18 protein-coding genes are annotated in these 20,932 nt (G+C 69.4%); 11 read left to right on the top strand and 7 right to left on the bottom strand.

The window, feature by feature from the left end:
• Nucleotides 1-55: 55 nt before the first annotated feature.
• Nucleotides 56-805, bottom strand: a complete 750-nt coding sequence (locus B7G54_RS03225) for an SDR family oxidoreductase (RefSeq protein WP_085037958.1) — start codon at nt 803-805, stop codon at nt 56-58.
• 225 nt (nt 806-1,030) lie between these two features.
• Complete coding sequence (locus B7G54_RS03230) at nt 1,031-1,948, bottom strand: LysR family transcriptional regulator (RefSeq protein ID WP_085037716.1); 918 nt, start codon at nt 1,946-1,948, stop codon at nt 1,031-1,033.
• A gap of 277 nt (nt 1,949-2,225) precedes the next feature.
• On the opposite strand from B7G54_RS03230, the gene pdxR reads away from it, so the two are divergent.
• From pdxR to B7G54_RS03270, 8 genes are all read left to right on the top strand, one after another.
• Nucleotides 2,226-3,710 (top strand): MocR-like pyridoxine biosynthesis transcription factor PdxR, encoded by a 1,485-nt coding sequence (gene pdxR, locus B7G54_RS03235; protein WP_085037717.1) that lies wholly within the window; start codon nt 2,226-2,228, stop codon nt 3,708-3,710.
• 94 nt (nt 3,711-3,804) lie between these two features.
• Complete coding sequence (locus B7G54_RS03240; protein ID WP_085037718.1) at nt 3,805-4,242, top strand: carboxymuconolactone decarboxylase family protein; 438 nt, start codon at nt 3,805-3,807, stop codon at nt 4,240-4,242.
• 10 nt (nt 4,243-4,252) lie between these two features.
• Nucleotides 4,253-4,675 (top strand): cupin domain-containing protein, encoded by a 423-nt coding sequence (locus B7G54_RS03245; RefSeq protein WP_085037719.1) that lies wholly within the window; start codon nt 4,253-4,255, stop codon nt 4,673-4,675.
• A gap of 263 nt (nt 4,676-4,938) precedes the next feature.
• Entirely contained in the window at nt 4,939-5,637 is a 699-nt protein-coding gene (locus B7G54_RS03250; RefSeq protein WP_085037720.1) for a TetR/AcrR family transcriptional regulator, read from the top strand.
• Entirely contained in the window at nt 5,634-6,599 is a 966-nt protein-coding gene (locus B7G54_RS03255) for an HlyD family secretion protein (RefSeq protein ID WP_085037721.1), read from the top strand. Before B7G54_RS03250 ends, B7G54_RS03255 begins: the two co-directional genes overlap by 4 nt.
• Nucleotides 6,596-7,555: an ABC transporter ATP-binding protein gene (locus B7G54_RS03260; RefSeq protein ID WP_085037722.1), complete on the top strand. Its 960-nt coding sequence runs from the start codon at nt 6,596-6,598 to the stop codon at nt 7,553-7,555. The genes B7G54_RS03255 and B7G54_RS03260 overlap by 4 nt, the downstream gene beginning before the upstream one ends.
• Nucleotides 7,552-8,706 (top strand): ABC transporter permease, encoded by a 1,155-nt coding sequence (locus tag B7G54_RS03265; RefSeq protein ID WP_085037723.1) that lies wholly within the window; start codon nt 7,552-7,554, stop codon nt 8,704-8,706. Before B7G54_RS03260 ends, B7G54_RS03265 begins: the two co-directional genes overlap by 4 nt.
• Nucleotides 8,707-8,716: 10 nt before the next feature.
• Nucleotides 8,717-10,207: an efflux transporter outer membrane subunit gene (locus tag B7G54_RS03270; protein ID WP_085037724.1), complete on the top strand. Its 1,491-nt coding sequence runs from the start codon at nt 8,717-8,719 to the stop codon at nt 10,205-10,207.
• A gap of 223 nt (nt 10,208-10,430) precedes the next feature.
• Here B7G54_RS03270 and B7G54_RS03275 read toward each other — a convergent pair whose 3' ends face one another.
• Both B7G54_RS03275 and B7G54_RS03280 read right to left on the bottom strand, forming a co-directional pair.
• Nucleotides 10,431-11,645 (bottom strand): porin, encoded by a 1,215-nt coding sequence (locus B7G54_RS03275; RefSeq protein WP_085037725.1) that lies wholly within the window; start codon nt 11,643-11,645, stop codon nt 10,431-10,433.
• 489 nt (nt 11,646-12,134) lie between these two features.
• Nucleotides 12,135-13,199 (bottom strand): phytoene/squalene synthase family protein, encoded by a 1,065-nt coding sequence (locus B7G54_RS03280; RefSeq protein ID WP_085037726.1) that lies wholly within the window; start codon nt 13,197-13,199, stop codon nt 12,135-12,137.
• Between the two features lie 374 nt (nt 13,200-13,573).
• On the opposite strand from B7G54_RS03280, the gene B7G54_RS03285 reads away from it, so the two are divergent.
• Nucleotides 13,574-14,719 (top strand): glycerophosphodiester phosphodiesterase, encoded by a 1,146-nt coding sequence (locus B7G54_RS03285; protein ID WP_085037727.1) that lies wholly within the window; start codon nt 13,574-13,576, stop codon nt 14,717-14,719.
• Between the two features lie 82 nt (nt 14,720-14,801).
• Here the strand turns inward: B7G54_RS03285 and B7G54_RS03290 are convergent, their stop codons facing one another.
• Both B7G54_RS03290 and B7G54_RS03295 read right to left on the bottom strand, forming a co-directional pair.
• Nucleotides 14,802-16,427: a rhodanese-related sulfurtransferase gene (locus B7G54_RS03290; protein WP_085037728.1), complete on the bottom strand. Its 1,626-nt coding sequence runs from the start codon at nt 16,425-16,427 to the stop codon at nt 14,802-14,804.
• Nucleotides 16,428-16,560: 133 nt separating this feature from the next.
• The gene (locus tag B7G54_RS03295) at nt 16,561-17,127 is read right to left on the bottom strand and encodes a cysteine dioxygenase family protein (RefSeq protein ID WP_085037729.1); all 567 of its coding nucleotides are present in this window, start codon (nt 17,125-17,127) and stop codon (nt 16,561-16,563) included.
• Nucleotides 17,128-17,144: 17 nt separating this feature from the next.
• On the opposite strand from B7G54_RS03295, the gene B7G54_RS03300 reads away from it, so the two are divergent.
• Nucleotides 17,145-18,119: a LysR family transcriptional regulator gene (locus B7G54_RS03300; protein WP_175130425.1), complete on the top strand. Its 975-nt coding sequence runs from the start codon at nt 17,145-17,147 to the stop codon at nt 18,117-18,119.
• A 61-nt stretch (nt 18,120-18,180) separates the two neighbouring features.
• On the opposite strand, the gene B7G54_RS03305 is transcribed toward B7G54_RS03300, so the two are convergent.
• A complete protein-coding gene (locus B7G54_RS03305) occupies nt 18,181-19,509 on the bottom strand; it encodes an acyl-CoA dehydrogenase family protein (RefSeq protein ID WP_085037730.1) in 1,329 nt (442 codons plus the stop codon).
• 322 nt (nt 19,510-19,831) lie between these two features.
• On the opposite strand from B7G54_RS03305, the gene B7G54_RS03310 reads away from it, so the two are divergent.
• Nucleotides 19,832-20,917, top strand: coding sequence for an LLM class flavin-dependent oxidoreductase (locus B7G54_RS03310; RefSeq protein WP_085037731.1), 1,086 nt, complete (start codon nt 19,832-19,834; stop codon nt 20,915-20,917).
• The last annotated feature ends 15 nt before the right edge of the window (nt 20,918-20,932 follow it).

The raw sequence follows: 20,932 nt of genomic DNA on the forward strand, positions 1-20,932 counted from the left end.
GGCGCGTTCGGCCGGCACTGCGCCGGCCGCTTGCCGTCCCCGCCGGCCTCGCCGGTCAGAGCAGCCCCATTCCGCCCGATGCGATGATCTCAGCGCCGACGATGAACGCGGATTCCGGCGCGCTGAGGTGCAGCACCGTCGACGCGATTTCCGCCGGCGTGCCGAACCGGCCGACCGGGACGAGGCCCTTGATCTTCTCGGCCGTCTCGTCGAGCGTCGCCGCATCGAGCCCGAGCTTGCCGTAGAGCGGCGTCTGCACGGGCCCCGGGCTCACGACGTTCACGCGCACGCCGTGCGGCAGCAGTTCCGTCGACAGCGTCTTCGCGAACGAATTGACGGCCGCCTTGCTCGCCGCATACACCGACGAGCCGGGCATCCCGATATGCGCATTGATCGAGCCGTTGATCACGATCGACGCGCCGCGGTTCAGCAGCGGCACCAGCGACTGGATCTGGAAATACGCGCCCTTCACGTTGGTGTTGAACACGAGATCCCACATGGCCTCGTCGCTGTCGGCGAACGGCGCGAGTTTCGCGACGCCCGCGTTGATGAACACGGCGTCGAGCCGCGCCCCCGCCGACGCGATCGCATCGGCCAGCGCGCGGGCCGATGCGACGCTGCCGGCCTCGTTGCGGATCGCGAGCGCGCCCTCGCCGAGCGTTTGCCGCGCGGCCTCGAGCGTCTGCGCATCGCGCCCGGTGATGATGACGCGCGCACCTTCTGCCGCGAATGCGTTGGCGGCCGCCAGGCCGATGCCGCTGTTGCCGCCCGTGACGAGGACCGTCTTTCCTTCGAAGCGTTGCATGATGTTCTCCTGTGAACCGGTGAGTTGACCGTGAACACAGGATGCGCGCGGCGCACGGCCCTGCCGTACGACGTGCGCGACGAACATGTTCGAAATTGTCGAACATGTTGGAGCGGGCTCGAGCGTCGGCCGCGGCGCGGCGGCGGCGGCCGACGCTCGCGGGCCGCGCCGCGCGTATCCGTCGCCGCCGGCCGGTCGGCTAAAGCCTCGCGTTTCGGTCGGCGATCAGCCGGCCACGTCGATGCCGTCGAGCAGGCGCTGCGCGAGCCGCGGTTCGCGCAGTTGCTCAAGCCACCACTGCAGCGCACGGCCGTCCCGGTCGCCGTGCCACGCGACATACAGCAGGTTCGGCTCGCGCGGATCGGCCGTCTGTTTTTCCACGAGTTCGCCGCGCGCGAGCAGCGACGCCACGCGCCGGCGCGGCACCCAGCCGACGCCGAGCCCGTCGCGCTGCGCGAGGATCTTCGCGCGCATCGACGGCACCGCGAGCACGGCCTGTCCGCCGAGCAGGCCATACGCGCGGCCGGCCGCGCGCCGCGACGAATCGGCGACGACGACCGCCCGGTGCGCGCCGATCGCGTCCCGCGTCAGCGCGCTGCCCGCGGCGGCCAGCGGATGGCGCGGCGACACCGCGAACACCCACTCCATCGCCCCCAGCTCGAACCACTTGAGGCCGGGAATCGCCGGTGGCTCGTTGGTCGCGCCGACCACCAGGTCCGCGCGGCCGTCGCGCAGCGCTTCCCAGGTCCCGCCGAGCACTTCGTGCGTGAAACGCAACGACACGCCCGAGTCGAGCGCATCGAACGCGCGGACCACCGGCAGCAGCGTGTCGAACTCCAGCACCTCGTCGCTGACGATCCACAGCCGGTCCTCCCAGCCGCTCGCGACCTGCCGTACGCGCTGCGTCAGCCGCGCGACGTCCAGCGCCAGCCGTGCCGCTTCGTCGGTCAGCAACTGTCCGGCCGGCGTGAGCTGCAGCCGGTAGCCGCGCCGGTCGAACAGCAGCGCGTCGAAACGGGTTTCGAGCTGGCGCGCCGCGTGCGACACCGTCGACGGCGCCTTGCCGAGCCGCGCGGCCGCGCGCGACAGGCTGCCGGTTGCGCGGATCGCGTCGAGCAGCGCTAGTTCGTCTTCGGACAGCATGGGCTCGCTCCGGGGTGGGATTGTCGTGACTCCCGTGGATCGTAAGACAGCGGCGGGCCGAGGTCCAATCCGGCGATGCGGGCCGATGGTGCCAGTCACCGGGTCTCCCTCCCGGCCGGCCGGTTCGGCCCGCCGCCCCGATTCCCTGCGCGCAGGCGATCGGCCAAGCGTTCCGCCAAGCCGCCACGCAGCGCTATGCCGCCGCCGCCGGCTTCCGGCTTCCGGCTTCCGGTATGCTGATCAACACGAAATCATGCCAATCGAGGTAACCACTGCGATGGACATCGCCATCCGAATCGAAGGCCATCACGACCTGACGGGGCAGATCTTCCGGCAACTGCGCACCGCGATCGTCGACGGGCGGCTCGCCGGCGGTGCGCGGCTGCCGTCGACGCGCGACCTCGCGAAACAGCTCGGCGTATCGCGCAAGACGACGCTCGACGCGTTCGAGCGTCTCGTCGCCGAGGGCTACCTGACTACGCGCGCGGGCGACGGCACGTTCGTCGCCGACGGCCTCGCGCGCGTGCCGCACGCCGCCGCCGTGTCGGCGCCGTCGCTCGTCGAGGACACGCCGCGCATCGACGCGGTCGATGCGCGCGCGCTGTGGAACGACCTGCCCGATGCGCTCGCGATGCCCACGCCGCAGGATTCGCCCGGCTTCGACTTCCGCGGCGGCGTGACCGACAAGGCGCTGTTCCCGTTCGACGCGTGGCGGCGCTGCCTGCATCACGCGCTGCGCCAGCAGATGCGCGGCCCCGCCCGGTACCACGACCCGGCCGGCGATCCGCAGTTGCGCGGCGCGATCGCGCGCTACGTCGGGTTCAGCCGCGCGGTCGCGTGCGGCTGGGACGATGTGCTCGTCACCCAGGGCGCGCAACAGGCGCTCGACCTGATTGCCCGCGTCGTCGTGCGGCCGGGCGATGTGGTCGCGGTCGAGGACCCCGGCTATCCGCCCGCGCGTGCCGCGTTCGCGTCGCTCGGCGCGACGGTGATCGGCGTGCCGGTCGACGCGCACGGCCTCGTCACGGAACGGCTGCCCGACGACGCGCGCCTCGTCTACGTAACACCGTCGCATCAGTTCCCGCTCGGGATGCCGATGACGCTGGACCGGCGCATCGCGCTGCTCGAATGGGCGCAGCGCCGCCGCGCGGTGATCATCGAGGACGACTACGACGGCGAGTTCCGCTTCGAAGGCCGGCCGGTGGAATCGCTGAAGAGCCTCGACCGCACCGGCCTCGTCGCGTATGTCGGCACGTTCTCGAAGACGATCTTTCCCGAACTGCGGATCGGCTACGCGATTCCGCCGCGTGCGCTGCGCGGCGCGCTGGCCAAGGCGAAGCAGATCGTCGACTGGCATACCTGCACGCTCACGCAGGCGGCGCTCGCCCGCTTCATGCTCGAAGGCGATTTCGCGCGGCACCTGAAGCGCGTGCAGAAGCACTACGATGCGCGCCGCAAGATGCTGATCGCGCATCTGCGCGGCGAGCTCGCGCCGTGGTTCGACGCGATCGTGCCGACCGCCGGCATCCACCTCGCCGCTTACCTGAAACCGGGGCTCGACGAAGCGGCGCTGGTGCGCGCGGCCCGCGCGCAGGACCTCGGCCTGTACGGCATCTCGGCGTTCCACGTCGGCGTGCCGGTGCGGGCGGGGCTGCTGTTCGGCTATGGCGGGATCGACGCGCTGCGCATCGACACGGCGCTTGCGACGCTGGCCGGCCTGCTGGGTCCGGGCCCCATCGGCAGCCCGGCACTGGTTACCTGAATTTCCATGAAATTGGCCATTCAAGCAGGCCAGCATGCGTCCTAAAGTAGGTCCTGTCGCGCCACCGTGCGCTCCAACCGAAAAAGGACCTGCCATGCAACCGCGCCTGAACTTCTACGCCGCCAGCCCGAATGCGATCAAGGTGATGCGCAACGCCGAGGAATTCCTTGCGAAGAGCACGATCGAGAAGCCGCTCGCCGAGCTCGTCCGCCTGCGCGCGTCGCAAATCAACGGCTGCGCGTTCTGCGTCGACATGCACACGACCGACGCGCGCAAGGGTGGCGAAACCGACCGCCGCCTGGCCACCGTCGTCACGTGGCGCGAGACACCGTTCTTCACCGAGCGCGAACGCGCGGCGCTGGAATGGACGGAGGCGCTGACGCTGGTCGCCAGCAACCACGTGCCCGACGCTGTCTGGGAAGCCGTGAAGCCGCATTTCACCGACGAGGAGCTGTTCGACCTGTCGATGCTGATCGCGACGATCAACTCGTGGAACCGCTTCGCGATCGCGTTCCGCAAGATGCCCGAGTAAGGAGACGACGATGACTGACGCTACGCTCCGTCGCGCCGCCCTGTGCGCGTGGCTCGCGGCCGGCGCCGCGCTGCTGCCGGCCGCCGCCCGGGCGCACGACGCCGGCAGCAACGTGCACACGGTCATCCAGCAGGCCGTGCCCGAAGCGCCCGGCAAGCTCGCGGTCGTCGCGACCGTCGACTATGCGCCCGGCCAGGCGTCCGACGCGCATCGGCATCTCGGCTCGGTGTTCGCGGTCGTGTCGAAAGGCGAAGTGCTGTCGCAGGTGAACGGCGGCCCGCTGCACCGCTACCGCGCCGGCGAAGGCTGGTACGAGGCGCCCGGCTCGCGCCATCAGGTGTCGCGCAACGCGAGCGCGACCGAGCCCGCGCAGCTCGTCGTGTTCGGGCTGACCGGCGAACACGTGCCGCTGACGTCGCCGATCGATCAGTAACCGCTTTCCGGGGCGCGTGCCATTGTTCAGGCACGCGCCCCCCGCTTCGCGACCGGTTTTCCCGCCGGTTCCATGCAGTGGCCCCGCTGTTTCCCCGCTGTTTCCCCGTTAGCTGCTCCCTACACGCCGCCGCCGGCTTGCTGCGTCACGCCGCGCCGTATCCGCGCCCGCCCGCGTCCCCGTTCGACGCTCGCCTGATCGCGATCAACTCGGGCGGAAACCCTTCCTTGAAATTAACTAACTCATCAATTAGCGTCGATTTCATGAACGCGAAATCCACCGTCGCCAGGCCGCGCGGGCGCCGCCCGTCGGTCGACGATTTCGACCTGCGCGACCACATGCTCGACGTCGCGATCCAGTTGTTCGCCGAGCGCGGCATCGCCGCGACGACGGTCGCGCAGATCGCCGCCGCCGCCGGAGTCACGTCGGCGATGGTCCACTACTACTTCACGAATCGCGAGCAGTTGCTCGACGCGATCGTCGAGGAACGGCTCGCGCAGGTCATCGCGTTCGTGTGGCGGCCGACCGAGCCGCAGATCGACAACGATCCGTTCGCGCTCGTCGCCGAACTCGTCGACCGCTTCTTCGACGTCACGCACCGCATGCCGTGGCTGCCGTCGATCTGGCTGCGCGAGATCGTCCACGAAGGCGGGCTGCTGCGCGAGCGGATGGTCCGGCGCATTCCGCTCGACCATGTCGGACGATTCGCCGAACGCATCCGCGGCGCGCAGCAGGCCGGCACGCTGAACCCCGCGCTCGAACCGGCGTTCCTGTTCCATTCGATCATCGCGCTGGTGATGCTGCCGCTCGCGACCGCGAAACTGTGGCAAAGCGCCCGCGGCCTGCCGCCGATCGACCGCGACGTGCTGCACCGCCATGTCCGCGCGCTGCTCGGTTCGGGCCTGCAACCGCCGGCCACCGCGCCTCGCGCGCGGGCCCGCTCGCCACGGAGGCCGTCATGAACCCGGCCCGCGCGCTGCCGGTCGCGCTGCTCGCCGCCATCGCGCTGCTCGCCGGTTGCGGGCGGTCGACGAGCAACGGCACGACCTACCAGGGCTACATCGAAGGCGAATTCGTGTACCTGTCGTCGTCGCAATCGGGCACGCTCACGCAGTTGCCGGTCGCGCGCGGCCAGACGCTCGCCGCCGGCGCGCCGGCGTTCTCGCTCGAGGCCGCCAGCGAAACGGCCGCGCTGTTGCAGGCGCAGCATCAGCTCGCGGCCGCCCGCGCGCAGCTTGCCGACCTGCAGACCGGCAAGCGCCCGCCGGAAATCGCGGTCACGCAGGCACAGCTCGCGCAGGCCACCGCGCAGGCCGCGCGGGCCGCCGCGCAACTCGCGCGCGACGAACGCCAGTACGCGTCCGGCGGCCTGTCGAAGCAGCAGCTCGACGATTCGCGCACGTCCGCGCAAACCACCGCCGCGCAAATGCGCGAACTGCAGAAACAGGTCGACGTCGCGCGCCTGCCGGGCCGCGCGCAGCAGGTCGCCGCACAGGCCGCACAGGTCGACGCCGCGCAGGCGGCAGTCGCGGAGGCGCAATGGAAGCTCGACCAGAAGCGCGTCGCCGCCCCCGCTGCCGGGCGTGTGTACGACACGCTGTATCGCGTCGGCGAATGGGTGCAGGCCGGCAATCCGGTCGTGCAGATGCTGCCGCCGCAAAACCTGAAGGTGCGTTTCTTCGTGCCGGAGGCCGCCATCGCATCGCTCGCACCGGGGCGCACGGTCGCGATCCACTGCGACGGCTGTGCGGCCGAGGTGCCCGCGCGCATCACCTACGTGTCGAGCGAGGCCGAATACACGCCGCCCGTGATCTACAGCAACGAGAGCCGAACCAAGCTCGTGTTCATGATCGAGGCGCGCCCCGCCATCGCCGACGCGCCGAAGCTGCATCCGGGCCAGCCCGTCGCCGTGAGGGTGCCATGAACGCGTCGCCCGCACCGTACGCGATCGACGTCGATCGCCTGAACAAGCGTTTCGGCGACAAGCATGTCGTGAAGGACGTATCGCTGCGCGTCGCGCGCGGCGAGATCTTCGGCTTTCTCGGGCCGAACGGCAGCGGCAAGACCACGTCGATCCGGATGATGTGCGGGCTGCTCACGCCCGACTCGGGCAGCGGCACCTGCCTCGGCTACGACATCGTGCGCGACAGCGCGCAGATCAAGCGGCGCGTCGGCTACATGACGCAGCGCTTCTCGTACTGGGAAGACCTGTCGATCCGCGAAAACCTCGACTTCGTCGCGCGCGTGTACGGGATGCCCGACCGCAAGGCGGCCGTCGCGCGCGCACTCGACGGGCTCGGCCTCGCAAGCCGCGCGGACCAGCTCACGGGCGCGCTGTCCGGCGGCTGGAAGCAGCGCCTCGCGCTGGCCGCCTGCATGCTGCACGAACCGGCGCTGCTGCTGCTCGACGAACCCACGGCCGGCGTCGACCCGGCCGCGCGCCGCGACTTCTGGGAAGAACTGCACCGGCTGGCCGCACAGGGGATCTCGGTGCTCGTCAGCACGCACTACATGGACGAGGCCGAGCGCTGTCACAAGCTGGCGTACATCGCGTCCGGCGAGCTGCTCGCGCAGGGCACGTCGGCGCAGATCGTCGCGTCGCAGGGGCTCACGACCCGCGCGATCACCGGCGCGCACCTGAGCGAACTGTCTGCTCGGTTGCGCACGATGCCTGGCGTCGACCAGACGGTCGTATTCGGCTCGGCGCTGCATGTGAGCGGCCGCGATCGCGCGCGGCTCGACGCGACGCTCGCGCAGGTCGCGACGCAGGCCGGCGGGCCTGCCGCGCTGCAGGTCGCGCCGATCGACACCGGGCTCGAAGATGTCTTCATCTACATGATGGGCCGCGCCTCCGCGCCGCCCGGTGGAGCGCAATCATGAACGCGTGGGCGCGCCTGCGCGATTCGTTCTCGGTCGCGCGCTGGTGGAGCATCGTGCTGAAGGAGTTCCTGCAGCTGCGGCGCGACCGCGTGACGTTCGCGATGATCGTCGGCGTGCCGATCATCCAGCTCACGCTGTTCGGCTTCGCGATCAACACCGATCCGAAGCACCTGCCCACGGCGGTGATCGTCGCCGATGCGAGCCCGTTCGCGCGCAGCTTCGTCGCCGCGATGCGCAATTCCGCGTACTTCGACATCGTCGAGACGCTGCCCGACGAAGCGGCCGGCCGGCATGCGCTCGCACGCGGCGACGTGCAGTTCGTGCTGAATGTGCCGGCCGATTTTTCGCGGCGGCTGCTGCGCGGCGAGCGCCCGTCGCTGCTCGTCGAGGCCGACGCGACCGATCCCGTCGCGACCGCGTCGGCGATCGGCGCGCTGCCGGGCCTCGTGCAGCCCGTCGCGGACAAGGACCTGACCGGCCCGCTTGCCCACCTGAACGGCCGTCCGGCCGCGTTCGACGTCGTGCTGCATCGCCTGTACAACCCCGAGGGCATCACGCAGTACAACGTCGTGCCGGGCCTGATGGGCGTGATCCTGACGATGACGATGGTGATGATGACCGGCCTCGCGATCACGCGCGAACGCGAGCGCGGCACGATGGAAAACCTGCTCGCGACGCCCGTGCGGCCGCTCGAGGTGATGACGGGCAAGATCGTCCCGTACGTGCTGATCGGGCTGATCCAGGTGTCGATCATCGTCGCCGCGGCGCGGTTCGTGTTCGACGTGCCGTTCGTCGGCGGCGTGTTCTCGATCTATCTGTCCGCGCTGCTGTTCATCGCCGCGAACCTGACGGTCGGCATCACGCTGTCGTCGCTCGCGCAGAACCAGTTGCAGGCGATGCAGCTCGCGGTGTTCTATTTCCTGCCGAACATCCTGCTGTCGGGCTTCATGTTCCCGTTCGCCGGGATGCCGAAGTGGGCGCAGTTCATCGGCAACCTGCTGCCGCTCACCTACTTCAACCGCCTCGTGCGCGGCATCCTGCTGAAAGGCAATGGCTGGAGCGACCTGTGGCCGTCCGTGTGGCCGGTCGCGCTGTTCACCGTCGTCGTGATGGGCGTCGCGCTGCGCTTCTACCGGCGCACGCTCGACTAGGGGCCGCACGATGAAACCGGCTTCGCGTCGCCCCGCCCACGCCGCCCGCGGCTGCACACTGGCCGCCGCCGCGCTGCTCGTCGCGGGATGTGCGGTCGGGCCGGATTTCCACGCGCCCGATGCACCTGCCACGCAGCACTACACGCGCGGCGAGCCGCCCGCGACGACGGCCGCCGCCGCAGGCCCAACCGGCGACGCGCAGACGTTCGCATCGGCCGCGCACACCCCGCAACGCTGGTGGACGCAGTTCGGCTCCGAACCGCTGAACCGGCTCGTCGATACCGCGTGGCACAACAGCCCGACGCTTGCCGAAGCCCGCGCGCGGCTCGACGAAGCGCGGCAGAACCATGCGGCCGAAGCCGGCGCGACGATGCTGCCGAGCATCGACGCGAAGCTGTCCGCCACGCGCGAGAAGGTCGACATCGCCGCGTTCGGGCTGCCCGCAAACGTGCCGAACCCCGGGCCGTTCACGCTGTATGACGCGTCGGTGAGCGTGTCGTACGCACTCGACGTGTTCGGCGGCAACCGGCGCGCGCTCGAAGCGCTGCGTGCCCAGGTCGACTATCAGGCCTATACGCTCGACGCCGCGCGCCTGACGCTCGCGGGCAACGTCGTCGCGACCGCGATTCTGCGCGCGTCGCTGGCGCAGCAGGTCGCGCTCACGCGGCAGCTCGTCGACGCGCAAGCGCGGCAGTTGCGCATCGTCGAAGCGCGCTTCGCGGCGGGGGGCGTGTCGCGCGCCGACGTGCATGCGCAGCGCGCGCTGCTCGCGCAAACGCAGGCATCGCTGCCGCCGCTCGCCGCGCGCCACGCGCAGGCCGGCCACCGACTCGCGATCCTGCTGGGCGCGCCGCCGTCGGACGAAGACTTGCCCGACCTCGCGCTCGACGCACTCGCGCTGCCGCGCACGCTGCCCGTCGCGTTGCCGTCGACGCTGGCGCGCGAACGGCCCGACATCCGCGCGGCCGAAGCCGTGCTGCACCAGGCGAGCGCGAACGTCGGCGTGGCCACCGCGAACCTGTATCCGCGCTTTTCGATTTCGGCGGGGATCGGCTCGGAGCGCACGCGCATCGCGGATCTCGTGAGCGGGCTCAATGTGTGGAATGTCGGCCTCGGCCTGACGCAACCGCTCTTTCACGGCGGTGAGCTGCGCGCGAAGAAACGTGCGGCCGAAGCGGCGTACGACGCGGCGTTCGCGAGTTACCGGGAAACCGTGCTCGAGGCGCTGCAGCAGGTGGCCGATGCCATGCGCGCGGTCGAGCACGACGCAGCTGCACTGCAGGCGAGAGACACCGCCGCGCAGGAAGCGGCGGCCAGCAACAGGATTGCCGGCGACCGTTACGCGGCGGGCGGGATCAGCACCTTCGACCTGCTCGACGCACAGCGGCAGGCGTTGCAGACGGCGCTCGACCGTACGCGCGCGCAGGCCGACCGGCTCGCCGACACGGCGGCGCTGTTTCAGGCGCTGGCGGGAAGCTGGACGGATGACGCGGTGGAGTGACGGCTGGACGACATTGGCACGGGCCGGATGCGGCCGTCTGCACGCCGGGCACCGCATGAACGGTGCGCCTGTCACGCGCGGCTTTCGTCGCCGTCCGCATCCGGTCGATGCCGGCCGGTGACGGAACCGGCATACGCGCAACACGTACCGCAAACAAAAAACCGGCCCGAAGGCCGGTTCTTCAACCGCATGCCGTAAGCGGCGCTCGCGCGCCGCGTGGCATTTAGAAGCGGTGGATCAGGCCGACGCCGACGCCGATCTGGTTCTGCTTCGAACCTGCGCCCACGCCGTCGCCGATCGACGTCGTTGCAGCGATGATGCCGCTCTTGCCGAGCGTGTTGCCGCTGGCGTGCTGGTAAGCCTCAACTGCGTACAGGCCCGTGCGCTTCGACAGGCTGTAGTACTGCGACAGCGTGACCTGGTGGTACTTGGCCGAGCTGGAGATGCCGTTCGACTGCGTTGCCGCCGTGTACGAGTAGCCCGCTGCGAAGTCCCACTGAGCGGCTGCCTTCCAGTGCAGCACGGCGCCTGCCGTGTTGAAGATGGCCGTGTTGCGGAACGACGAACCGACGCCCGGCGTGTACTGGACGTTCGAGTACGATGCCGAAATGTCCCATGCCGGCGTGAACTGGTAGCCCGCCGTCACGGCGATACGCTGCTGCGATTGCGCCGTCGCATAGCCGTTGTTGATCGACGAAACTGCCGGCTGGTTGCCGTCGCCCGATGCCGTCAGGCCGTTCTGGACCGTCGAGTTCGCGCCCCACACGCCGCCGCCGAGCGTCGCGTTGTTGACCTTCTGGTAGCCGACTGCGATGCCTGCCGGGCCGTTCAGGTACTGGATCGCCGCGCTCCACGTCGAGCCGCGGTTCGTCGCGCCTGCGACGCCGCCGAACGAGTACGAACCGCCGACCGTGAAGCCGTAGAACTTCGGCGACATGTAGACGAGCGAGTTGTTCGCGCGGTAGCTGGTATCCAGCGAGTCGATATCGCCCGGGTGCGCGCCGTAGTAACCGGTCAGCCAGGTCGTCGGGCTGTACGGCGACAGCAGCGTGTAGTACGCGGTGTACTGACGGCCGGCCGTCAGCGTACCGTACGTCGCGTTGGTCATACCGACCCATGCCTGACGCGTGAAGATGCCGTTGGTCCACTGCGACGAGCCGTTAGCCGTGTTGACGCCGGCTTCCAACTGGAAAATCGCCTTCGTGCCGCCGCCGAGATCTTCGCTGCCCTTCAGGCCGAAGCGGCTGCCTGCCCACACGCCGGTGGACATTTGCACCTTCGAGTGACCACCCGTGGTCGCACCGACTGCCGACGAGTTGTTCTGATAAGCGATACCGTTGTCGACGATACCGTACAGGGTCACGCTGCTCTGGGCGTGGGCGGCGGTAGCGGCTGCAAGGCCCACTGCCGTCATGGCGAAAGCGACGCGCTTTTTCATTGATTCTCCGTCCTCAAAGAATGATTTCTTTTCTGGTGTGGTTTTATGACTGACACATGTGCGAGTACATGCCGACGCGATTCTGACGGATTACCGATTATTTCCCAACACGTGCGGTCGGTCATCGTATGATCGACGCAACGCACGGGTTCACCAAGCGGTTACATAACACCTGAAAACGCTTACGCTGCGGGCATTTCCGGCATTTCCCGGTGAAAACCCTAGCTTTACATTTTTACGGGTGCAACGCGACCGTCGGATGTCGTCAGATGCCTTTCGCAACACACATCTTACGAATGCGCGACCGCGGCTGACGCCACGATTCACGCCGCCGCGCAGGATCGCTGACGTTCATGACACCCACGTTTCGCGACACGAAATAATGAAAACGTTTTTAGTCGAGGCTCGGGAGATGAGCGGGAGCGGCCCGGCGAACGCGGGCCGAGGGGCGACGCCGGCGTATGTCCCGCCGGCATCGTTCAGTGCAATTCAGCGTGTGGCCGGCTGCACGAGATGCGCGCTCACGGCATCGGCGAGCGCGGTCATGCGTGCGCGAATCGCCGCGTTCGAGCCGACCAGCGCGAGCGACGACGCCATGATCCGGTAGACGCGCTTTCTCGGCACCTTGGCCGGCGTCGACGGATCGAGCCACGCGTCATGGCCGGCCAGCAGCTCGAGCGTCTCGAGGCCGATCATGATCGGCCACAGGCACGCGAGCCGCAGCCGCACGAAGCGGCGCGGAATCGCGAGCGTGTACAGGCACGCGTCGCGATACTGGTCGAGCGTCACGCGCAGCAGGTCGACGAGTACGCCGCGCGCGCGCGCCGACGCATCGGCCGCCATCAGGTCGGCGACACCGAGCCCGTGCGCGCCCAGCACGTCGTCCGGCAGGTAGCAGCGGCCGATGCGCAGATCCTTCCCGCAGTCACGCAGGATGTTGGTCATCTGCAGCGCCTTGCCGAAGCGAATGCCCTTCTCGCACATGTCCGGCAGGTTCCAGCCGCGCGCGGCCGGCGTGTGCATGCCCGTCATGTCGGTCCAGAACTCGCCCACGCAGCCGGCGACGAGATACGTGTAGCGGTCGAGTTCGCCGCGCGTCGGCAGCGACGCGATCCGCCCCGACTGCTCGTCGGGGAACGTGCGCAGGTCGAACACCATCCCCGCCGTCAGCGTCGCGACGACCTTGCGGATCGATGCGCGGTCGGCGTCCGGCTGCGCGCGCAGCAGCGCGAGCATCGGCTCCATCGAGCCGAGCAGCGTATGTTCGTGCGAATCGGTCTGCATCCGCGTCACGTCTTCGAGCGCTCGCGACAGCGCGGCGCCGTCGCCGAGCCGCTCGATCTCGTCGCGCAGGTCGGTCAGCAACGCCGCGCGGCGATCGGGTGCGACGAGCGCCGTGTCGGCGATCGTGTCGGCCGCGCGCGCGAGCAGGTACGCGAGGCCGACCGGGTCGCGCATGCCGTCGGGCAGCACGCGCAGCGTCAGGTAGAAGGAGCGGGAAACGTTCTTCAGCAGGTCGCCGAGCAGGTAGGCGGAATCGGTTCGAGTCGTCATGGGTCGGGAAAAATCGGCCGGCGCGGGCGCCGGACGCACACGGGCGCCGGGCACCCGCGCCGGCCCGCGAGTCGCCGCATCGTCGCGCCAGGCGGGCGTCGGCCCCGGCGCGGCGATGCAAAATTCCCGCAAGTTTAGTGCATCCGGCGCGCGGCCTGCCCGAGACGGTCGGAATGCGTCCTGCACCCGGCCGCTGACAACCGCCCTGCCGCAGATATCGCGCCCCAAAAAACACAATGGAAAGGCTGAAGTAATACATATGTAATTATTCGGTGCGACGATCGCGTCCCGTTCGACTCCGTGCGACACGGCACGACAGCCGCATCGCCGGAGCGACCGCCCCTTTCCGACTCTCGTTTCGAAGGTTCACCGACATGCACTTCAAGCGCCCGACCTCCCTGCGCTACGTCCCGTTCGCCTGTGCCGCCGCGTTCCTGCTCGCCGCGTGCGGCGGCGACGACGACGTCGCGTCCGATCCCACCCAGCCGATTTCCGCGAAGATCCAGGTGGTCGGCCATCGCGGCGCGAGCGCGCTGCGCCCCGAACACACCCTCGCGTCGTACCGCAAGGCGATCGAGGACGGCGCGGACGTGATCGAGCCGGACCTCGTGTCGACCCGCGACGGCGTGCTCGTCGCGCGTCACGAGAACGAGATCTCGGGCACGACGAACGTGTCGACGCTGCCGCAGTTCGCGAGCCGCAAGGCAACCAGGACGATCGACGGCGCGGAACTGACAGGCTGGTTCACCGAGGATTTCACGCTCGCCGAGCTGAAGACGCTGCGCGCCCGCGAGCGCATTCCGCAGGTCCGCCCCGCGAACACTGCGTACAACGACCAGTTCGAGATCCCGACGTTCGACGAGATCGTTGCGTTGGCGAAGCAGATGTCCGCGCAGACCGGCCGCACGATCCACCTGTATCCGGAAACCAAGCACCCGACCTACTTCCAGTCGATCGGCCTGCCGCTCGAGGACCGTCTCGTCGATGCATTGCTGAAGGATTCGTACACGGCGCGCACGGCGACCGTCTACATCCAGTCGTTCGAGGTCGCGAACCTGAAGACGATCCGCAACCGGATCAAGTCGAGCCAGCCGAACTGGAAGCTCGTGCAGCTGATGGACGAAGCCGGCCAGCGCCCGTACGACTTCGTGAAGGCGAACGACAAGCGCACCTACGGCGACCTGTCGACGCGCGACGGCATGCGCGAGATCGCGACCTATGCGAACGGCGTCGGCCCGTACAAGACGTCGATCATCGCCGTCGCCGCGGACGGCACGCTGCAGCAGCCGACGCCGTACGTGCGCTACGCGCACGAGGCCGGCCTCGTCGTGCATCCGTACACGTTCCGCCCGGAGAACAACTTCCTGCCCGCGTCGCTGAAGGACGGCGGCACGCCGGCCACGCGCAACACCGCCGGCTCGGTGCGCGAAATCCAGGCGTACCTGCGCGCGGGCATCGACGGCTTCTTCACCGACGATCCGGCCGTCGGCCGCACGGCCGTCGATACGTTCAAGCGCTGATCGCGCCGAACGTGCCCGACGTACGGTAGCCGGGCGCGGCGAACTGTGTTGTGTGCCGCCGCGCCCGGCTGCGCCGCATCGGTCAGATCACGTTGAAGTGATGCGTCCCGTCCCGCTTCAACTGATCGACCAGCCCGTACTCCCAGTCGAGATACGCCTGCATCGCAGCCGCCGCGTTGTCGGTGCCTTCGTACGGGCGCCGGTAGCGATCCACGCGCGGTGACGCGAGACGGGTCTCGCCGCTTTCGAGCGGCAGCCCGGCCTCGATCCACGCGGCGGTGCCGCCGGTCAGCACCGAGATGTCGGCCGAAGCCGGCAGCAGCGCGCGCGCATCGTCCGCCGCGAACCGCGCCAGCAGGCTCGACCCGCACGTGAAGACATAGCGCTGCGCGGGCGGAATCGCCGCAAGCGCGTCGCGCAACTGTGCACGCACGGCGAACCACGCGCCCGGGATATGGCGCTTCACGTAGTTCACGCTGGCCGTCACGTCGACGATCGCGAGTTCGCCGGGCGCGGCCTCCTTCAGCCAGCCCGCGAGCGTCGCGGGCGATACGTCCGTCACGGTCGGCGTCGCCGGCACGTCGCGCGGCGGCTGGCCGCGCTCGCCAAACGCCGCCGCGCCGGCCGGTTCGACGACGCGCACGTCCCAGCCCATCTGCGCGAGCCACGACGCAGTCATGTCGGCGCGCACGCCGTCGTCGTCGGCGAGCACGATCCGCGCACCGCGCACGGCCGCGTGATGGTCTGTTTCCTGCACGAGCTGGCCGCCCGGCGTGCTCAGGAAGCCCGGCAGATGGCCGGCTTCATATTCCTCCGGCGTGCGCACGTCGAAGCGGTACAGCGTGCGGCCCGGCTCGTCGAGCTTGGCAACCTCCGAGAGCGCGATGCGCGGCACACCCGCGCGTTCGGCCACCGCGCGCGCCGCCTGGCGTGCGTCGGCGCGCTGCGTCGCGTCGATGTCGTCCGGAAAGCGTCGCGCGGCGCCGCGTTCGAGCGTCTGCCCGGCCAGCGTCCAGCCGATCGTGCCGTTGCGCAGCGCGGCGACCGGATTCGGCAGCCCCGCGTTGACGAGCGATTGCGTGCCGATGATGCTGCGCGTGCGGCCCGCGCAGTTGACGATCACCTGCGTCGCCGGGTTCGGCGCAAGCGCGCGCACGCGCAGCACGAGTTCCGCACCCGGCACGCTCGTCGAGGTCGGGATGTTCATCGTCTGGTATTCGTCGAAACGGCGCGCATCGACGATCACGACGTCGGCCTTCGCGTCGATCAACGCCTGCACCTCCTGCGCAGACAGCGACGGCGTGTGCCGCTCGGCCTCGACCCATTCGCCGAACGACTTGCTCGGCACGTTCACGTCGATGAACAGTTCGCCGCCCGCGGCGACCCAGCCCGCGAGGCCGCCGTCGAGCAGCCGCACGTCGGTGTAGCCGAGTTGCGCGAGCTTGGCGGCCGCGCGCGGCGCGAGATCCTCGCCACCTGCTTCGCCGAACACGACGATCGGCGTGTCGCGGCGCGGAATCCGCGTCCACGCGTCGAGTTCGAGTTTCGACAGCGGAAAGTTGGCGGCCCACAGCGGATGGCCCTGCGCGTACGGATCTTCCTCGCGTACGTCGATCAGCGCGATCTCGTCGCGGGCAAGCAGGCGCGCGCGCACGTCCTGGTACGACGCGACGGGAAAGCGGAAGGTGGAATCGGCGGATTGCGTCACGGTGTCTCTGTCTTGAATGCGTTGAAGTCGATGAAGAAAGCGGAACGGATGAATCTTCGGCTCGCCGGTGCGTGCCGGCAACCGGCCGGCCACCGCCGGTCGCTTGCAACCCGCTGCGCCGGCAGGCGTTGCATCAGGCGTTCGAATAGCCCGATACGAAGGGCTTGACGGTACCGTCGTCCAGGTACACCGCGCGCTCGACCTTGCCGATGTTCGCGCCGTACACGTGGATGCTGATCGATACCTGATCGGCGAACGCGTTGGTCACGCGATGGACGTCGCCGATGCGCGGCGACACGGCCTCGATTTCGCCTGGCTGCAGCCGCGCGGCTTCGCCGGACGGCACAGGCCGGCCTGCTGCGTCGAACCGGTACGGCTGCGAGAATTCGCCGCCGCGCAGCATCCCGATCAGCCCCCACACCGTGTGGTTGTGGATCGGCGTCGTCTGGCCGGGCCCCCACACGAAGCTGACAACCGAGAACCGCTCGTCCGGGTCGAGATGCAGCAGGTACTGCCGATAGCGCGCGGGGTCGGGCTGCGCGAATGCGTCGGGCAACCAGTCGTCGTGTTCGACGAGCGCGGCGAGCAGCGCACCGCCCTCGTCGAGGATGCGCGCCTCGTTCGCGCCGGACGCGAGCAGCGCGCCCAGGCCGTCGACGAACGGCCGCAGCGGCGTCTGATGCAACGAAAGCGTACTCATCGGCTGGCTCCTCGAATATGATGCCGAATATGATGGATCGTCATGATGCACCCGAAATACCATGCAGAACAAACATGAAAATTAGCGATATCGACGCTTTTGCAGCGGTCGTCCGCTGCCAGACCCTGAGCCAGGCCGCGGCCGAGCTCGGGATGACGCAGCCCGCGATCACGCGGCGCGTCCAGAATCTCGAGGAAGCGCTCGGCGTGATCCTGCTCGATCGCAACACCAAGCCGCCGCGCCCTACCGACATCGGCCGGCGGGTCTTCGAGCAGTGTCGCGCGATCCTGCGCGAAGTCGATGCGCTGCGCGAGCTGACGGCCGGCGAGCAGCCGCCCGCCGGCGAATTCCGGATCGGGCTCACGCAGGGCCTCGGCGAACTGATGCTGCCCGCGCTGATCGGCGAACTCGCCGCGCAATGGCCCGCACTCGCGACGCAGGTCACGACCGCGTGGGGCGGCATGCTCGTCGAGCGCGTCGGCCGCCGCGAACTCGATGCGGCGCTCGTGTTCCTCGCGCGCGAGATGGTGCTGCCGGCACAGGTCGAGGGCGAGCGCCTGCTGGCCACGCGGCTCGTCGCGGTCGGCCGCAAGGGCGACTGGCCGCGCCGCAGCTACCGGCTCGCCGATTGCCACGCACATGGCTGGGTGCTCAATCCCGACGGCTGCGGCTTTCGTGCAGGCTTGCGGCGCGCGCTCGACGCGCAGGGCCTGCCGATGCCGGTCACACTCGACACTTACGGCCGCGACCTGCAGTTGCAGAGCGTCGCGAACGGCTTCGGCGTCGGGCTGATGCCGCTGCCGCTCGTCGAAGGCAGCCCGCTGCGCGATGCGCTCGACATCGTGCCGCTCACCGACTTCAAGCCGCAGATCGATCTGTGGCTGCTGCGCCGGCGCGATGCGGCCCGCTTCGACGCACCGTTGGCAGCCGTTGCCGCGCATGCGCGCACGGCGTTTGCGTTGCCCGAGCAGGCACACGGCAAGGCTGCGTGACCGTACCGGGCGACCGTGACATCGCGCCGCCCGATCGACCCGCGCGCCAGCCCTGCGCCAATCACGCATCGCTGCGGCCGCGTTCGGTCTCGTTGACCGACGCCCCGCCCGTCTCGGCCCTGGTGTTTTCCCGGCTCGCCGCTTCGAGCAGCGCACGCCCCGCCGCCACCGCAATTGCATCGTCCTGCGGCGTATGCACGCGGCTGCACAGCACGTCGCGATAGTGGCGTTCGAGCGGATTGGCGCGGCTCAGCCCGTGATTGCCCGACAGCTTCAGCGCCTGCTCGACCGCTCGGATCGCATGCTCGGTCACGGTCCGCTTGACGAGGCCGCTGGTCGTGACCGGCGGCGCATTGCCCGCGTCGGTGCGCGCGACGTGATCGTCGAGCAGCACGCGGTTCGCATGCAGCCAGCCCTCGATTTCGCCGACCGCTTCCTGCACGCGCGGCAGCGTCGCGAGCGGCGCGCCCAACCCGCTCGGCGCACGCGTCGTCGCGAACTCGACCAGCCAGTCGCGCGACGCACGCGCCACCGCGTCGTACAGGCTGCCGAGCAGCGCGACCATCCACGCCTGCTGGTCGGCCTGTGCGTCGGCATCCGCATGGGTTGCCGCCGACACGGCCCATGCCTGCGGCGCGCGTACGTCGACCGCATGATCGGCCGGCAGCCGCACGTCGTCGAACACGACCTCGTGGCTGCCCGACGCACGCAGGCCGAGGTGATTCCAGCTTTCGATCACGCGGATGCGGTTGCCATCCGCATCGCGGTCGCGCGGCACGAGAAACACGCCGACCCGCGGCGCCGGCTCATCGGTGCGCGCCCACACGGCCAGCCAGCGCAGCGCCGGAATCCCGGTGCTGTACAGCTTGTGACCGGACAACCGCCAGCCGTCGCCGTCGCGCCGTGCAATGGTTTCCGGCAGGCCGCCGCGCGACGGCGAACCGAGCGCGGGCTCGACGCGCAGCGCGTTGATCAGCGCGCCTTGTGCAACCGCGCTGTCGAACACGGCGCGCCGTACTTGTGAAGGCCAGCGGTTGTCGGCGCGAGCGAGCGCGCGATGCTGCAGATAAGTCATCGTCAGCACCAGCGCGGTCGCCGGATCGGCCCGCGCGACGGCAGCCACGATCCGGCTCGCCTGCGCGAGCGTCGCACCGGCGCCGCCGTGCTCGCGCGGCACGACCTGCGCGATCAGCCCGGCACGATGCAGCCGCGCGAAATTCTCGTGCGGAAAGCGGCCGTCGACGTCGTTACGGGCCGCATCGGCGGCCAGCTCCGGTGCGAGGCGGTCGAGCAGCGCGGCGACGCGTGCGTCGTCGGCATCATCGGTGGGCAGGAGGCGCAGCGAACGCGGCTGCGGCGACGGCGAGGAAGCGGCAAGGCTGGCGGACATCGAAACGGATTCCCTGGGTAATACGGAAAGGCGGCAACCGCGGCAACAGCCGCAACGGTCACGACAAGCGGCAATCGATAACCACGCGGCGCGGTTTCGCATGAAGTCGGCGATCTGGAACGCGCGGCACTGCATTCGCCGGCGCCCGCGCGCCCGATCGTTCGTGAGCCCACAGCGTATGCGCAGCGCACGCCCGCCCAAACCATGCAAATCTGATATTCAAATCGGGATTGATTATTTCCATTCCGCATGATCGCGGCGTTAACCTGCGCTCCATTCCTGCCCGGCCGCCCGCCGGGACATCCCCGCACCGGAGACCCAGATGAGCGTCGAATTCATCGGCATGATCCAGAGCCAGAAGCAGTCGGAAATCCACCCGCCGTCCGGCCCTGTCGTCGATCCCGACTACGTGCGCGACTTTGCACGCGCCCACGAGACGGCCGGCTTCGACCGGATCCTCGTGCCGCACCACTCGACCGGCCCGTCGGCGACGCTGACGATCGCGTTCGCGGCGGCCGCGACCGAACGCATCCATTTCATGCTCGCGCATCGTCCCGGCTTCACCGCGCCGACGCTCGCCGCGCGGCAGATCGCGACGCTCGACCAGTTCAGCCGCGGCCGGCTCGCCGTGCACTTCATCTCCGGCGGCTCGGACAGCGAACAGCAGCGCGACGGCGATTTCCTCGACCACGATGCGCGCTATGCGCGCACCGACGAATACCTCGGCATCCTGCGGCGGATCTGGACCGAAGCGCAGCCGTTCGATCACGACGGCACGCACTACCGGTTCAGACAGGGCTTTTCGGAAGTGAAGCCGTTCCAGCAGCCGCATGTGCCGATCTACTTCGGCGGCGCATCGGAAGCCGCGCTCGCCGTGGCCGGCAAGCACGCGGACGTCTACGCGCTGTGGGGCGAATCGCTCGACCAGGTGCGCGACCTGACGACGCGCGTGCGCGCCGAAGCCGCGAAGCACGGCCGCCAGGTGCGCTTCTCCGTGTCGTTCCGCCCGATCCTCGCCGCGACCGAGGACGAAGCGTGGGCGCGCGCGCATCGCATCCTCGACGAAACGCGCCGGCTGCGCGAAGCGGCCGGCCTCGGCGCCGGCGGCCCGCAGCAGAGCGAAGGCGCGCGCCGCCTGCTGGCCGCGGCCGAACGCGGCTCGCGCGTCGACAAGCGGCTGTGGACCGAGATCGCGAAGCTCACCGGCGCGCGTTCGAATTCGACGGCACTGGTCGGCACGCCCGAACAGGTTGCCGATGCGCTGCTCGACTACTACGACCTCGGCGTCTCGACGTTCCTGATCCGCGGCTTCGATCCGCTGGAAGATGCGATCGACTACGGCCGCGAACTGATTCCGCGCGTGCGCAGCGCCGTCGCTGCACGCGACGCGGCGCGCCGCGCGGCCTGACGCAACCAGGGAGAC

This window comes from Burkholderia puraquae (assembly GCF_002099195.1).
GTDB lineage: Bacteria > Pseudomonadota > Gammaproteobacteria > Burkholderiales > Burkholderiaceae > Burkholderia > Burkholderia puraquae.

Excerpts from the sequence above, each read along its gene's own strand:
- B7G54_RS03225 (WP_085037958.1), bottom strand. The coding sequence starts at position 805 with ATGCAACGCTTCGAAGGAAAGACGGTCCTCGTCACGGGCGGCAACAGC.
- B7G54_RS03230 (WP_085037716.1), bottom strand. The coding sequence starts at position 1,948 with ATGCTGTCCGAAGACGAACTAGCGCTGCTCGACGCGATCCGCGCAACC.
- pdxR (WP_085037717.1), top strand. The coding sequence starts at position 2,226 with ATGGACATCGCCATCCGAATCGAAGGCCATCACGACCTGACGGGGCAG.
- B7G54_RS03240 (WP_085037718.1), top strand. The coding sequence starts at position 3,805 with ATGCAACCGCGCCTGAACTTCTACGCCGCCAGCCCGAATGCGATCAAG.
- B7G54_RS03245 (WP_085037719.1), top strand. The coding sequence starts at position 4,253 with ATGACTGACGCTACGCTCCGTCGCGCCGCCCTGTGCGCGTGGCTCGCG.
- B7G54_RS03250 (WP_085037720.1), top strand. The coding sequence starts at position 4,939 with ATGAACGCGAAATCCACCGTCGCCAGGCCGCGCGGGCGCCGCCCGTCG.
- B7G54_RS03255 (WP_085037721.1), top strand. The coding sequence starts at position 5,634 with ATGAACCCGGCCCGCGCGCTGCCGGTCGCGCTGCTCGCCGCCATCGCG.
- B7G54_RS03260 (WP_085037722.1), top strand. The coding sequence starts at position 6,596 with ATGAACGCGTCGCCCGCACCGTACGCGATCGACGTCGATCGCCTGAAC.
- B7G54_RS03265 (WP_085037723.1), top strand. The coding sequence starts at position 7,552 with ATGAACGCGTGGGCGCGCCTGCGCGATTCGTTCTCGGTCGCGCGCTGG.
- B7G54_RS03270 (WP_085037724.1), top strand. The coding sequence starts at position 8,717 with ATGAAACCGGCTTCGCGTCGCCCCGCCCACGCCGCCCGCGGCTGCACA.
- B7G54_RS03275 (WP_085037725.1), bottom strand. The coding sequence starts at position 11,645 with ATGAAAAAGCGCGTCGCTTTCGCCATGACGGCAGTGGGCCTTGCAGCC.
- B7G54_RS03280 (WP_085037726.1), bottom strand. The coding sequence starts at position 13,199 with ATGACGACTCGAACCGATTCCGCCTACCTGCTCGGCGACCTGCTGAAG.
- B7G54_RS03285 (WP_085037727.1), top strand. The coding sequence starts at position 13,574 with ATGCACTTCAAGCGCCCGACCTCCCTGCGCTACGTCCCGTTCGCCTGT.
- B7G54_RS03295 (WP_085037729.1), bottom strand. The coding sequence starts at position 17,127 with ATGAGTACGCTTTCGTTGCATCAGACGCCGCTGCGGCCGTTCGTCGAC.
- B7G54_RS03300 (WP_175130425.1), top strand. The coding sequence starts at position 17,145 with ATGATGCCGAATATGATGGATCGTCATGATGCACCCGAAATACCATGC.
- B7G54_RS03305 (WP_085037730.1), bottom strand. The coding sequence starts at position 19,509 with ATGTCCGCCAGCCTTGCCGCTTCCTCGCCGTCGCCGCAGCCGCGTTCG.
- B7G54_RS03310 (WP_085037731.1), top strand. The coding sequence starts at position 19,832 with ATGAGCGTCGAATTCATCGGCATGATCCAGAGCCAGAAGCAGTCGGAA.